This is a genomic window from Acinetobacter sp. AOR43_HL (assembly GCF_027854635.1).
GTDB classification, from domain to species: domain Bacteria; phylum Pseudomonadota; class Gammaproteobacteria; order Pseudomonadales; family Moraxellaceae; genus Acinetobacter; species Acinetobacter pittii.
In genome coordinates this window covers 265845-278662 of the sequence record NZ_JAKTHX010000029.1, presented here as the reverse complement: position 1 = coordinate 278662, position 12818 = coordinate 265845, and the positions used below count along the sequence as shown (strand labels likewise).

General features: G+C 38.7%; 15 protein-coding genes. 13 read left to right on the top strand and 2 right to left on the bottom strand.

The genetic code is table 11. The annotated features are described in order from the left end of the window. The first annotated feature begins 196 nt into the window (after window positions 1–196). The 8 genes from MKL33_RS13155 to ychF all read left to right on the top strand — a co-directional run bounded on the left by MKL33_RS13155 (window position 197) and on the right by ychF (window position 8679). On the top strand, window positions 197–1432 hold the full coding sequence (locus MKL33_RS13155; RefSeq protein WP_270907121.1) for an SfnB family sulfur acquisition oxidoreductase: 1236 nt from the start codon (window positions 197–199) through the stop codon (window positions 1430–1432). A 12-nt stretch (window positions 1433–1444) separates the two neighbouring features. Next, window positions 1445–2668 carry an SfnB family sulfur acquisition oxidoreductase gene (locus tag MKL33_RS13150; RefSeq protein ID WP_262439628.1) on the top strand — a complete coding sequence of 408 codons (1224 nt, stop codon included), beginning with the start codon at window positions 1445–1447 and terminating at the stop codon, window positions 2666–2668. Further along, on the top strand, window positions 2668–4080 hold the full coding sequence (locus tag MKL33_RS13145) for an LLM class flavin-dependent oxidoreductase (RefSeq protein ID WP_014206537.1): 1413 nt from the start codon (window positions 2668–2670) through the stop codon (window positions 4078–4080). Before MKL33_RS13150 ends, MKL33_RS13145 begins: the two co-directional genes overlap by 1 nt. 14 nt (window positions 4081–4094) lie before the next feature. Beyond that, window positions 4095–4925, top strand: coding sequence for a MetQ/NlpA family ABC transporter substrate-binding protein (locus MKL33_RS13140; RefSeq protein ID WP_270907120.1), 831 nt, complete (start codon window positions 4095–4097; stop codon window positions 4923–4925). Between the two features lie 13 nt (window positions 4926–4938). Continuing rightward, on the top strand, window positions 4939–5772 hold the full coding sequence (locus MKL33_RS13135; RefSeq protein ID WP_014206535.1) for a MetQ/NlpA family ABC transporter substrate-binding protein: 834 nt from the start codon (window positions 4939–4941) through the stop codon (window positions 5770–5772). A 5-nt stretch (window positions 5773–5777) separates the two neighbouring features. Next, the gene (locus tag MKL33_RS13130; RefSeq protein ID WP_014206534.1) at window positions 5778–6854 is read left to right on the top strand and encodes a methionine ABC transporter ATP-binding protein; all 1077 of its coding nucleotides are present in this window, start codon (window positions 5778–5780) and stop codon (window positions 6852–6854) included. Further along, window positions 6835–7494, top strand: a complete 660-nt coding sequence (locus tag MKL33_RS13125; protein ID WP_017386774.1) for a methionine ABC transporter permease — start codon at window positions 6835–6837, stop codon at window positions 7492–7494. Before MKL33_RS13130 ends, MKL33_RS13125 begins: the two co-directional genes overlap by 20 nt. A 93-nt stretch (window positions 7495–7587) precedes the next feature. Then, window positions 7588–8679: a redox-regulated ATPase YchF gene (gene ychF / locus MKL33_RS13120; RefSeq protein WP_002050104.1), complete on the top strand. Its 1092-nt coding sequence runs from the start codon at window positions 7588–7590 to the stop codon at window positions 8677–8679. A gap of 44 nt (window positions 8680–8723) precedes the next feature. Here the strand turns inward: ychF and MKL33_RS13115 are convergent, their stop codons facing one another. After that, a complete protein-coding gene (locus tag MKL33_RS13115; protein ID WP_270907119.1) occupies window positions 8724–9245 on the bottom strand; it encodes an Mpo1 family 2-hydroxy fatty acid dioxygenase in 522 nt (173 codons plus the stop codon). A 91-nt stretch (window positions 9246–9336) separates the two neighbouring features. Here MKL33_RS13115 and MKL33_RS13110 point away from each other — a divergent pair, with 91 nt between their 5' ends. Further along, a complete protein-coding gene (locus MKL33_RS13110) occupies window positions 9337–10044 on the top strand; it encodes a Crp/Fnr family transcriptional regulator (protein WP_270907118.1) in 708 nt (235 codons plus the stop codon). A gap of 171 nt (window positions 10045–10215) precedes the next feature. Next, window positions 10216–10551 carry a hypothetical protein gene (locus MKL33_RS13105; protein ID WP_270907117.1) on the top strand — a complete coding sequence of 112 codons (336 nt, stop codon included), beginning with the start codon at window positions 10216–10218 and terminating at the stop codon, window positions 10549–10551. 76 nt (window positions 10552–10627) lie between these two features. Here the strand turns inward: MKL33_RS13105 and MKL33_RS13100 are convergent, their stop codons facing one another. Beyond that, on the bottom strand, window positions 10628–11098 hold the full coding sequence (locus MKL33_RS13100; RefSeq protein ID WP_025464664.1) for a hypothetical protein: 471 nt from the start codon (window positions 11096–11098) through the stop codon (window positions 10628–10630). Window positions 11099–11219: 121 nt separating this feature from the next. Between MKL33_RS13100 and MKL33_RS13095 the strand changes: the two genes are divergently transcribed. The 3 genes from MKL33_RS13095 (at window position 11220) to MKL33_RS13085 (ending at window position 12807) form a co-directional block, all read left to right on the top strand. Beyond that, entirely contained in the window at window positions 11220–11942 is a 723-nt protein-coding gene (locus MKL33_RS13095; protein WP_270907283.1) for an AzlC family ABC transporter permease, read from the top strand. Between the two features lies 1 nt (window position 11943). Then, window positions 11944–12285 (top strand): L-valine transporter subunit YgaH, encoded by a 342-nt coding sequence (gene ygaH, locus MKL33_RS13090; protein WP_002133404.1) that lies wholly within the window; start codon window positions 11944–11946, stop codon window positions 12283–12285. A 132-nt stretch (window positions 12286–12417) separates the two neighbouring features. Beyond that, the gene (locus MKL33_RS13085) at window positions 12418–12807 is read left to right on the top strand and encodes a tautomerase family protein (RefSeq protein WP_014206529.1); all 390 of its coding nucleotides are present in this window, start codon (window positions 12418–12420) and stop codon (window positions 12805–12807) included. Window positions 12808–12818: the final 11 nt, after the last annotated feature.

Sequence of the window (12818 nt, the reverse complement as noted above, 5' to 3'; positions counted from 1 at the left end):
CCGTACTTATTGCTCTTTTTCATATTAAAACCAATTCTATTATTATTTTTCCGCATAATAACCTTAAACTATTGTTTTTTATAATCTTTCAATATCTCTATTTTTTAATTAAAAAGCAAAAAAAGTGCTTTGCATTTTTATTCATAAGCTGAGCATAAGTCCTCGTTTAGTGGAAAAATATTTCTTTTGTAAGGTAATGACAGCAATACAAGGTGTCATTATGTCTAATTCTCTATCTAAAACGACGGCATACGTCCAAATCATTCAAAATGATCAACAAGCAATTAATGCTGCTTATCAAGTGGCGGATTATGCTTTAGAGGGTCGTAATACACGTGATCAACAACGCTTATTACCGCATGAGCAAATCGAAAACTTTAGCCAAAAAGGCCTAGGTGGTATTCGCATTGCAAAAAAATACGGCTGTGCTTTTGTTTCCAATAAAACTTTGGCTCAAGTTTTCCGTATTTTAAGCAAAGGTGATGCGAATGTTGGTCAGATTCCACAAAATCAGATTAGTCTGTTAAACCTGATCGAAATCATGGGCACAGAACAACAAAAACAATTTATCTTTTCAGAAATATTAGCAGGCAAACGTCTTGCCAACGGTGGGCCAGAACGTAATACCCATGATTCAAAAACCTTAAAAACCACTCTTACTGTTGAGAACGGCAAATATATTTTAAACGGCGAAAAGTTTTATTCTACAGGTACGAGCTTTGCGCATTGGCTCGCAATTAAAGCAATTCATCCCGAAGGCCATGTGGTTTTAGTCATTGTTAACCGAGACGCTCAAGGTATTGAAGTCATTAATGACTGGAATGGATTTGGGCAACGTACGACAGCGAGCGGTACAGTTAAATTAAATCAAGTTGAAGTTAATCCTGAACTTATTTTTGATGAACGATTATTGACGCAAACCCCAACCTATCGCGGTGCCTATTCACAGTTATTACAAGTTGCCATTGATGTAGGCATCGCTGAAGCCGCATTTGACGATACTTTATCAGCCATACACAAAGCACGTCCAATTATTGATGCAAATGTTGAAAAAGCTAGCTTTGAACATTACACCCTGCAAGAGGTAGGTAAATTAAATATTTTGCTCGATGCTGCAATTTTATTATTGGATGAAGCTGCTGAATATTTAGATGAACTTGACCACCTTCAAACGGTGACTGATGAACAAGTAGCTAAAGCTTCAATTTTGGTCGCAGAAGCGAAAGTCTATGCCAATGATGCTGCTCTACAAATCTCTGAAAAACTACTAGAGCTAGGCGGTAGTCGTTCAAGTTTAAGCCAACACAATTTAGATCAACATTGGCGAAATGCCCGTGTACATACCTTACACGACCCTGTTCGCTGGAAATTACATGCCATTGGCAATTATTACCTTAATGGTCATTTCCCTGCCCGCCATGCTTGGATTTAAGGAGAAATTGTCATGACTTCATATCAATCAGTTCAAACTAAACAAACATCGGCATCGGGCCAAGCGCACATTATTCAAAATGATGTTGAAGCATTAGAAGTTGCCAAACAATTTGCTGAGCAATTTAAAAAAACTGCAGTTGAGCGAGACGCTAAACGAATTTTACCGTATACCGAAATCGATGCTTTGAGCCAATCTGGTCTTTGGGCAATTACAGTGCCAAAGCAATATGGCGGTGCCGAAGTTTCAAGCCATACAGTTGCTAAAGTGATTGCACTTTTAAGCGGTGCCGATGGTTCAATCGGACAAATTCCACAAAACCATTTTTATGCTTTAGAAGTATTGCGCAATACAGGCACAGAAGCCCAAAAACAACGTTTATATGGCGAAGTTTTAAATGGCACTCGCTTTGGTAATGCACTTGCTGAGTTTAAAACCAAAACTTCAACTCATAAACAAACCAATATTCGTCCACACGAAAATGGATATCTCATTCAGGGTGAAAAGTTTTACTGCACAGGAAGTTTATTTGCTCACCGTATTCCAACCTTAGTTTTAGATGATGCAGGTCGAGAGTATCTAGCCTTTGTAAAAAGTGGTTCACAAGGATTAAAACTTGTTGATGACTGGTCTGGCTTTGGGCAGAAAACGACAGGCAGCGGCACGGTCAAGTTTGATCAGGTTTTTGTCGATGCAGATGATGTTATTCCTTTTGATACTGCATTTTTACAGCCAACCTTAGTGGGTCCTTTTGCACAAATTATGCATGCATCAATTGAGGTAGGCATTGCACGTTCGGCCTTTGAAGAAAGTTTGCAAAGAGTGCATCAAGCTCGCCCGTGGATTGACTCAAATGTAGAAACGGCCAACCAAGATCCTTTAACGATTTATGAGCTAGGACGCATTGCCGTAGATGTTCGGGCAAGTGAAGTGTTATTAAAACAAGCTGCTCAATCAATCGATGCCGCAAAAATTGAGACCACACCTGAAAGCATTGCTAAAGCATCCATCGATGTTGCCAAAGTACGTGCTCATAGTAGCGATATCGCACTCAAAGCATCGTCTAAGCTGATTGAACTTGCTGGTAGCCGTGGTAGTCAGTCTAAAGATGGCCTAGACCGTTTCTGGCGTAATGCTCGCGTACATACGTTGCATGATGCCGCACGATGGAAATATTACTTTATTGGGAACTACGTTCTTAACGGTGTTCTACCACCTCGTCGGGGGACATTGTAATGGCAGATTTCAAAGCGAAAGAAATTTTACTCAATGCCTTTGACATGAACTGTGTTGGTCATATCAATCATGGCTTATGGACACATCCACGTGATGAATCACATCGTTTTAACGAACTCAGTTATTGGACAGAACAAGCTAAAACCTTAGAAAGTGGTTTATTTGACGGCTTGTTTATAGCCGATATTACTGGTGTGTATGACGTCTATCAAAATGGTATTGATCTCACTTTAAAAGAGTCCATTCAGCTTCCGAGCCATGACCCGTCTACACTCATTTCAGCAATGGCGGCAGTCACTCAAAACTTAAGTTTTGGGGTCACTGTGAACTTAAGCTATGAGCATCCGTATCAATTTGCCCGCCGCTTTGCGAGTCTCGACCATTTAACTCAAGGTCGTATTGGCTGGAATATCGTGACAGGTTATCTAGATAGTGCGGAACGCTTAATTGGTCAAAAAGGTTTAAAAGACCACGATGCTCGCTATGAACAAGCTGAAGAATTTTTAGAGCTTTGCTATAAATATTGGGAAGGTTCATGGGAAAACGACGCCGTTAAAAAAGATAAAGCACGACGTGTTTTTACAGACCCGTCTAAAGTTCACACCATTCATCATCACGGCAAATATTACCAAAGCGAAGGCGTGTTTCAGGTATCTCCTTCTATACAACGCACTCCAACACTGTTCCAAGCAGGTGCTTCACCCAAAGGTATGCAGTTCGCTACTCGTCATGCTGAGTGTGTATTTATTGGCGGCGACAAACCCGAAAAAATACGAGAACAAGTGAAAAAGATTCGTGCTCTTGCAGAACAGCAAGGCCGTTCAGCGGATGACATTAAAGTCTTCGTTGGCATCACCGTTGTTGTTGCCGAAACACATGATCTCGCAGTACAAAAACTTAATGAATATCGTCAGTATGCGAGCCCTGAAGCAGGCTTAGCGCATTATGCGAGTTCAACAGGCATTGACTTAAGTAAGTTTGCTGACGATGAAGCAATTCCTTACCAAAAAAGTAACAGCATTGTTTCGATTACCGAAAAGTTTAAAGAGCAACAAATCACGAAAAATGACTTAAAAGCTCAGCATGTTTTAGGTGGTCGTTATCCACTCATTGTGGGTAGTGGCGAAGAAGTTGCTGAATACTTAATTCATCTTTTAGATGAGACAGATATTGATGGCTTTAATTTAACACGTACTGTTGCACCTGAGTCTCACCACGACTTTATCCGCTTGGTCATTCCTGAGCTACAACAACGTGGTCGCTATAAAACTGCATATAAAAAGGGTTCACTGCGGAACAAAATTTTTAATCGGGGTGATCAATTACCAAAACAACACCCTGTTCAAGCGTTCCGATGTAGTCCCTATAACAACAGCAAAAACTTAACAACAATTGAAGAAATAACCGCTTAAATTTGGAGATAGACATGGCTCAAACAGCCTCAAAAAAATGGCTAGGCGTAGGCTTAGTCGTTGTAGTCCTTGTTGTTGCTTTATTCTTATGGAATAAACATTGTCAAAGTGGCTCAAATGAACTTGTGATTGGCATTAGTCCCCCATTTGCAAAAACTTTACAAGCTGCTGCCGATGAAGCAAAGAAACAGGGGTTAAATGTAAAACTGGTCGAATTTTCTGACTGGAACACACCAAACATTACTTTAAATCATGGGGATATTGATGCGAACTTTTTCCAGCATCAACCTTTCTTAGATAATGCAATTAAAGAAACTGGCTTTAAATTAAAGGCATTTGCAGTGGGTGCAGCATCACATGTGGGACTTTATTCAAAGAAGTACAAAAGCTTAGATGAATTGCCACAAAACGCACGTGTAGTCATTCCAAACGATCCAGTGAATCAAGGTCGTGCCCTACTACTTTTACAACAAGCTAAATTAATTACGCTTAAAGATTCAAACAACCATTTATCTGCACTCAAAGATGTTGTTTCAAATCCTAAAAACTTGCAATTCATTGAGGTTGAAGGACCACAAACTGCTCGTGCAATTGATGATGTTGACTTGGCTTTTGGCTATCCGCATTACCTACGCTTAGCAAAAACAGCTGACCCTGAAAGTGCACTTTTACTTGATGACAATACCAATAAACGTTATGCAATTTTGTTTGTAGTGCGTGATGACTACCAAGATAAGGGAGACAAATTAAAGAAATTTGTTGAGATCTATCAAAATTCGCCAAAAGTTAAAGCTGTGTTAGATGCTGAGATTGGGCCAACACTTTGGTTCCCTGGCTGGAAGTAATAACGGAAAGATTATGGCGATTCAGTTCAAACAGTATAAGCCTTGGTTACTCGGAATTACGATTTTGATCATAATTCTGGGCCTCGTCGGTTACCGTTATATTAAAAATAAACAAGCCGATGATGTTTTAACGATTGGCATTAGCCCGCCTTATGCTGAGCTATTACAAAGCGTTGCCAATGAAGTAGAAAAGCAAGGCGTTCATGTCAAACTCGTTGAATTTTCTGATTGGCGAGCACCCAATGTTGCCGTACAAAACGGCGATATTGATGCAAACTTTTTCCAGCAAAGCGTATTTCTACGTAATGCTGTTAAAGAAACGGGTTATGACTTACACGCATTTGGTGTGGGTTCAGGAAGTCATGTGGGTTTATATTCAAAAAAATATAAATCACTTGAAGAATTACCTTCAAAAGCACGTGTAGCTATTCCAAACGATCCGGTCAATTTAGCCCGTGCTTTAATTTTATTGCACCGTGCAGGCTTAATTCAGCTTAAAGATATAAATAATGAGCTTTCAACCACTCAAGACATTATTGCTAATCCTAAACAGTTGAGCTTCGTTGAAGTTGAAGGCCCACAGACAGCACATGCCTATAACGATGTCGATTTAATTTTCGGCTTCCCCCACTACTTAAAAATGGCAAAGGTAACCGATCCACATAGCGCATTATTTTTAGATCCAATCGATAAAAAATATGCAATTTTGTTTGTAACCCGTCGCGATTACCAAGATAAAAACCAAAAACTTGCAACCTTTGTTAAAGCATTCCAGAACTCAAAACAAGCACAAGACATTCTGGATAAAGATTTTGGCCAAGGTATGTGGTTTCAAGGCTGGAAATAAGGAGAATGACGATGGTGAGTTTTGGATCGCAAGTTGATTTTTCTCTACCCCATATCAAAATTCGTGGTTTAAATAAGTTTTACCAATCGCAGGGTCAAAAACTGCATGCGTTAAAGGAAATTAACCTTGATGTTCCCCAAGGTAAAATCTTAGGCATTATTGGTAAAAGTGGTGCAGGCAAATCTTCCTTGCTCCGTACTTTAAATGGCTTAGAACAGGTAAATACTGGCAGTATTCATATTCATCAACAAAACATTGCTGAATTGAGTCATGCCGAGCTTATTCAAACTCGCCAGCGAATTGGAATGATTTTTCAACATTTCAATTTAATGTCTGCAAAAACAGTCTGGGAAAATGTGGCATTGCCTTTAAAAGTTTCCAATTACAACAAAGCAGATATCGACCAACGTGTAAATGAAGTTTTGGCACTCGTAGGTCTTGCAGATAAGTCTGGCTACTATCCATCGCAACTTTCGGGCGGACAAAAGCAACGTGTCGGTATTGCACGTGCACTTGTTCACCACCCAGAAATTTTACTTTGTGATGAAGCAACCTCGGCACTTGACCCTGAAAGTACCGCCACTATTTTGGCTTTACTTAAAAAGATTAATCAGGAACTGGGTCTAACGATTGTACTCATCACTCACGAAATGCAGGTCATTCGAGAAATTTGTGATCAAGTGGTAGTGATTGATCAAGGTGAGATAGTAGAAGCTGGACAAGTTTGGTCTGTATTTTCACGACCAGAACAACAAATTACTCAAGAATTGTTAAACCTTGAGCAAATTACCCTACCTTTTAAAATAAGTCCTCTACCCGATGAAAATTCGACGCATATTATTGTAAAACTGAAATATGAGGCTGAAGCACATCAGGTTCCCGATATTCAAGAACTACTTGCCAGATTTAAAGCACCTGTCAATTTATATCAAAGTCAGGTCGATACCATTCAAGGGCATATTATTGGTTCACTTTTAGTCGGTATTCCTAACGTAGAAATTGATATTTCATCTATACGACAAGACGCATTAACTGCAATTGCACAATTTGAGGTACTTGGCTATGCACGACCAGCTCATTGACTTATTAATTACTGGAACTGTAGACACCTTACTCATGGTAGGTGCATCTGCATTTATTGCTTTTTTAATTGGCTTACCGATTGCTGTTGTTTTAGTCAGTACTTCTGAGCACGGCATTCATCCGTCACAAAAGATTAATCAGGCTTTAGGTTGGGTCATCAACATTACTCGCTCTGTACCCTTTCTTATTTTAATGGTTGCGCTTATTCCGCTTACTCGCTGGATTGTCGGGACAAGTTATGGGGTCTGGGCAGCGGTTGTTCCCTTAACTATTGCAGCAATTCCCTTTTTTGCGCGTATTGCAGAAGTCAGTTTACGTGAAGTCGACCAAGGCTTAATTGAAGCTGCACAAGCCATGGGTTGTAACCGTAAACAAATTATTTGGCATGTACTTTTACCAGAGGCTTTGCCAGGTATTGTGGCGGGTTTTACCGTGACTATTGTGACTATGATTAACTCTTCTGCAATTGCCGGTGCTATTGGTGCAGGTGGTCTAGGAGACATTGCTTATCGTTATGGCTATCAACGTTTTGATATGCAAATTATGGTGGCTGTCATTTTAGTCTTAATTGTTTTAGTCATGTTGGTACAAGCGACTGGCGATGCATTAGCCCAGCAACTTGATAAACGTAAAGTTTAAACGCAATACAACCCTGCTCTAGCCATGACTTTGTCATGGCTTTCATGTAAAATCAGCGACAATTTTTAATTTACACATTTGTGAGTGGTTTTCATGGGTTTTAATTGCGGTATTGTTGGTCTGCCAAACGTAGGGAAATCTACCCTTTTCAATGCATTAACGAAAGCAGCGATTGCAGCGGAAAACTTCCCTTTCTGTACCATTGAACCAAACACAGGTATTGTTCCTGTACCAGATCCACGTTTAGACAAACTTGCTGCAATTGTTAAACCACAGCGTATTTTGCCAACTACAATGGAATTTGTGGACATTGCAGGTCTTGTTGCTGGTGCATCAAAAGGTGAAGGCTTAGGTAACCAATTCCTTGCTAACATTCGTGAAACTGATGCAATTGCACACGTTGTACGTTGTTTCGAAGACGAAAACGTAATTCACGTAAATGGTAAAATTGATCCGTTAGACGACATCGCAACTATTAATACTGAACTTGCGCTTGCCGATCTTGAAACTGTTGCTAAAGCAATTTTACGTTTAACTAAAGTTGCTAAAGGCGGTGACAAAGAAGCTGTAGCAACTAAAGCAGTTTTAGAAAAAATCCAACCGTTACTTGACGAAGGTAAACCAGCTCGTGCAGCTGATTTGTCTGATGACGAACGTAAATTAGTTCGTGGTTTTGGTTTAATGACTTTAAAACCAACGATGTATATTGCAAACGTTGCAGAAGATGGTTTTGAAAACAACCCGCACTTAGAAGCAGTTAAAAAACTTGCTGCTGAGGAAAACGCAATTGTTGTTCCTCTTTGCAACCAAATCGAAGCTGAAATTTCATTATTAGAAGATGAAGATCGTGCTGAGTTTTTAGAAGCAATGGGCATGGAAGAACCAGGTTTAAATGTGGTTATTCGTGCAGGTTATGCGCTTTTAGGTTTACAGACTTATTTCACTGCTGGTGTACAAGAAGTTCGTGCATGGACAGTAAAAGTTGGCGCAACCGCTCCTCAAGCTGCTGGTGTGATTCATACTGACTTCGAAAAAGGCTTCATCCGTGCTGAAGTTGTTGCATATGATGACTTCGTACAATACAACGGTGAAAACGGCGCTAAAGAAGCTGGTAAATGGCGTTTAGAAGGTAAAACTTACGTTGTTCAAGACGGCGATGTAATGCACTTCCGTTTTAACGTTTAAGTTAAAGCTAAAAAAGCCCCAATATGTTGGGGCTTTTTTTATATTTAATGACTTAAATCCATCGTCTCTCGTTTACTACGTGCCTCTTGTAAAATACGCTCATGCAGGGACTTTCTAAAACCTAGCATAAAAATAAATTCTGCCAATACAAATAATGGTCCTATCGCAAGTCCTATCACATCATCAACAAAAGCAGGTTTTTTCTTTTCAAAATAATGTCCCACAAACTGAAAGACCCAACCCACCACAAAGAAACCAATACTTGCTGCTAACCATTCTCCTAAAGACAATTGAGCAATTTGGCTGGCCAGTGGATACACAGCAACCAAGATAATGAGCATGAGTAAACCAAAAATTTTATCTAGCAATAAATAATAAATCGTACTAGCTATAATCAGCACTATGGCTAAAGTCAGTTTAAAACTACCAATATCGATGCCTGCTCTTGCGGTTAAACACAAAATTGAAAACACGATGAGCGGAATACCGATAAAGTGCGTCAAAATATTTTTATGATTTAAGTGGTAAGCCGCATATTTGCTAAGCTCTTGCTCCAGATTTGACATGAGTTATTCCCTATTCACTTACATATAGTCATACTGTACATATAAGGAAAACGTAAAGTTGTCAGCTATTTGACAAAGTAATGATTTTTTCATGGATGGGCTGATATTGGATCTTATTTATATTAATCGACTAAGAGAAAATACATGGTTTAGTGTGCTTCCAGAAGCATTCCAAAACTTTATTCTAGAGCATGGTAAGCAAAGAACCTTTGAAAAAAACAATTATGTGTTCCGTGCCCAAGATGTGTATGATGGCATTTATACTGTGCTTGAAGGCTCAATTAGCTTAGGTTATGTCGATGTAAATGGTAATGAAGCACTTTCTGCTATTGCTGAGCCGATTATGTGGTTTGGTGAAATATCACTAATTGATCATGAACCGCGCTCACACGATGCGATTGCCTTGAAAAAAAGCACAGTTCTACATATTCCTGCCAAACCATTAAATGAATTACTCAAAGACAATCCATATTACTGGTATTACTTTGCTCGTTTAACCAGCCAAAAACTGAGGTACGTTTTCTTAGAACAGATTGCTATCCAAACACGCAGTATTTCTCAAAGGCTGGCTCAGCGTCTTCTGTTCATTTTAGAAGGATATGGGAATCATATTCTTATTCAAGATCGCCAAATTCATATTTCTCAAGAACAATTGGCAAATATGCTGACTACATCTCGACAGACGATCAATCATGAACTGAGCCTGCTCGAAAAACAGAAAATCATTAAAATTGCCTTTAGAAAAATTGAGATTCTAGATATTGAGAAATTGAAAGTAGTTGCTCAAGCACAATACTAATTTTTTAAAAGCGGCTAAATAATAAAAACTTAAAATTAAATTAAAAAATTAGATAACACTGCAAATCAAAACATTGTTCAAACTCTATTTCCACAAAATAAATGTGTTAAAGCAGATATTTTCACCCTACACTCAAGCTGAGCAATAATACTCAACAAGGCGCTGATTAACATGAAAAAATTATCAACAATTCTTACAGCAAGCGTATTGGCTATGTTAAGTGTTTCGGCATTTGCATGTCCAAAAGGAACTCAACTACAAGGCGGTACAGGACCGAATCACAAAGGTGGAAAATGTGTAGCGATACATGGAAAAACTACCGCTCAAAAAGCCACGAAAGAGGTAACTAAAACTAAACAGGATGTTAAAAAAGACTTAAGCACTCAAAAACATGATGCAATGACCAGCGCGACTCATGCTCAACATGAATCACAGCAAATGACTCATCAAATGAAACAAGATGCTGTGAAAACTGCTAACACCGCTAAAGCTGCCACAAAACCGTAATTCACATTCACTCATTATCGTTTAAAAGCAAAAAAAAGCGAGATTGATCATCTCGCTTTTTTTAGATTCATTAGTTTTATTTTGGCGAAGTATTTCCAAGATTTGGCGTATCGATCGCATCCTTACATTGAGCCTTATCTCGCTCATAGTCCGCTTGTTTTTGGGCAACTGAACTATTGTTTTCTAGCGTTTCGCGTGCCCATATATCTAAACTTGTCAGAGCCTTACGACAGAGTGCATATTTCCCTTCTGTCACCGAATCCGTCATTTTTACATTAATACGCCAGTCTGTACTCAATTGACGTAAAGGTTTACGAACTTTGTCATCAATTTGGCTGAGTTGTTTTTCATAAACTAAATGCTCAACCGTGTTAATTAATGTCCATGCTTTTTGAGCATAAACAGTTGCATCATTGGTTAGTTTCGGTGCTGGCTTAATTTCTACTTTTTTTTCTGCACCTTGATTACCATTATCACAGCCCTGTAATGTAAAAATACCTGCACTCATCATGGCGATATAAACTAAACGAATCTTTGCCTTGAACATATCAAACTGCCGATTAAACATTTCGGCACTATGCTATTAAATTCGGCTACAATACTCAATCTTTCAAGTATTTTTATCATTTGGTTTATTGCCAAGGTGTATTGTGTCCGAACAACAATTGATGCCTGCCCAAACAGCAACTTTTTGGCAAGGCGCCAAAGATAGCCAAGCTATCGTACTCACTTATTTACCCGTTTCTTTTGCCTTTGGCGTTTCTGCATCTCAGTTTGGTTTTACACCATGGGAAGCCTTTTTTCTATCTTGTTCAATGTACGCAGGCGCTAGCCAATTCTTGGTTGTCGCGCTTTTGGCTAGCGGTTCATCCATTTGGCTAACAGCATTAACAGTCATTGCACTAGATATTCGCCATGTCCTTTATGGACCTGCTCTATACAACCTGATTCCAAACAAATTAAATCTTAAGAAAACGGCAGTATGGGCTTGGGGCTTAACCGATGAAGTTTTTGCCAGTGGAATGATCCAACTTTCACAGTGCAAACAACAATGGTCCGAGTCTTGGATGCTTGGCTTAAGCCTATTTAGTTGGATGGCTTGGGCAAGTGGCTCTTTATTAGGTGGATTATTTGCCGATCAAGTTGCTCATTTACCAAAGTTTTTACAAGCAGCTTTAGACTTCTTGTTACCTGCTTTATTTTTAAGTTTTTTATTAGCAGCGTTTGAACGAAAGCATAGCCTTGTTGTTGCTGTATCTTTAGTAGTTTCAGCTCTGGCGTGTTATTGGATTAACTTATCAGCCGCTATTTTTATAGGTATTTTTTCAGGAATTTTAGCTGGTCTATTTAAACATTATGTGCTGAAACAGCATGATGAGGTTGAGGCTTAATATGAACCTAGAAATTATTCTGGTCGGCATTATTGTGGGTATAGCCAATTTTGCTTCACGCTTTGGACCTTTTTTCGTAATACAAAAACTACAGGGCAGCCAACAAAGACGCGGCTCAATCTGGATCAAAATTGCTTTGGGAAGTATTGGAATATCTGCAATTAGTGCCATGCTTGTAGTTGCTACCCTTCCACCTCTCCTTGAAACTCCCAATAAGAGTTTCGCAATGCTTATCGGTTTTTTAGTTTTAGCAGGTCTTTATTTTAAATTTAAGAAAATCGTACCAGCAACTTTAACTGCCGCAATTGTTTATGGTCTGATCTATACTTATTTACCTTTATAAATAGATAAACTTATCTTCCTTATATAAAATAAAATCTGGCCAGAGGCGTTTAAGATTGAAACTTCTGGCTTGGAAAATTTAATTTTTGAATTGATTAAAAAGATAACCTTAGCTACTTATATAGAGATAAAAATGTCACAAGTTAAAATTTATGCAAATGAACAAACCATTATGCAGTATCGAGAATTACTTTCTCATGCAATCCATCAGGCGCTTATTGAAGAATTGAAATATCCTGTTGAGAAAAGATTTCAACGTTTTATTAGCCTTAAACCAGGAAATTTCATTTACCCTTCTGACAGAAGCCAGCATTACATTATTATTGAACTTTCAATGTTTGCAGGCCGCAGTGCAGCCACTAAAAAGCAGCTTATTCAAACCTTATTCCGTAATATTCAAGAACAATGCAAAATTTCTCCACAAGACATTGAAATTACTATTTTTGAAACACCTAAAGAAAATTGGGGCATCCGTGGTAAAAATGCTGATGAGTTGCTTTTAAACTATCAGGTTAATGTCTAAAAACCACTTTT

What these genes read in the sequence shown, in the direction of transcription:
- MKL33_RS13155 (WP_270907121.1), top strand. Translation starts at nt 197, where the DNA reads ATGACAGCAATACAAGGTGTCATTATGTCTAATTCTCTATCTAAAACG.
- MKL33_RS13150 (WP_262439628.1), top strand. Translation starts at nt 1,445, where the DNA reads ATGACTTCATATCAATCAGTTCAAACTAAACAAACATCGGCATCGGGC.
- MKL33_RS13145 (WP_014206537.1), top strand. Translation starts at nt 2,668, where the DNA reads ATGGCAGATTTCAAAGCGAAAGAAATTTTACTCAATGCCTTTGACATG.
- MKL33_RS13140 (WP_270907120.1), top strand. Translation starts at nt 4,095, where the DNA reads ATGGCTCAAACAGCCTCAAAAAAATGGCTAGGCGTAGGCTTAGTCGTT.
- MKL33_RS13135 (WP_014206535.1), top strand. Translation starts at nt 4,939, where the DNA reads ATGGCGATTCAGTTCAAACAGTATAAGCCTTGGTTACTCGGAATTACG.
- MKL33_RS13130 (WP_014206534.1), top strand. Translation starts at nt 5,778, where the DNA reads ATGACGATGGTGAGTTTTGGATCGCAAGTTGATTTTTCTCTACCCCAT.
- MKL33_RS13125 (WP_017386774.1), top strand. Translation starts at nt 6,835, where the DNA reads ATGCACGACCAGCTCATTGACTTATTAATTACTGGAACTGTAGACACC.
- ychF (WP_002050104.1), top strand. Translation starts at nt 7,588, where the DNA reads ATGGGTTTTAATTGCGGTATTGTTGGTCTGCCAAACGTAGGGAAATCT.
- MKL33_RS13115 (WP_270907119.1), bottom strand. Translation starts at nt 9,245, where the DNA reads ATGTCAAATCTGGAGCAAGAGCTTAGCAAATATGCGGCTTACCACTTA.
- MKL33_RS13110 (WP_270907118.1), top strand. Translation starts at nt 9,337, where the DNA reads ATGGATGGGCTGATATTGGATCTTATTTATATTAATCGACTAAGAGAA.
- MKL33_RS13105 (WP_270907117.1), top strand. Translation starts at nt 10,216, where the DNA reads ATGAAAAAATTATCAACAATTCTTACAGCAAGCGTATTGGCTATGTTA.
- MKL33_RS13100 (WP_025464664.1), bottom strand. Translation starts at nt 11,098, where the DNA reads ATGTTCAAGGCAAAGATTCGTTTAGTTTATATCGCCATGATGAGTGCA.
- MKL33_RS13095 (WP_270907283.1), top strand. Translation starts at nt 11,220, where the DNA reads ATGCCTGCCCAAACAGCAACTTTTTGGCAAGGCGCCAAAGATAGCCAA.
- ygaH (WP_002133404.1), top strand. Translation starts at nt 11,944, where the DNA reads ATGAACCTAGAAATTATTCTGGTCGGCATTATTGTGGGTATAGCCAAT.
- MKL33_RS13085 (WP_014206529.1), top strand. Translation starts at nt 12,418, where the DNA reads ATGTCACAAGTTAAAATTTATGCAAATGAACAAACCATTATGCAGTAT.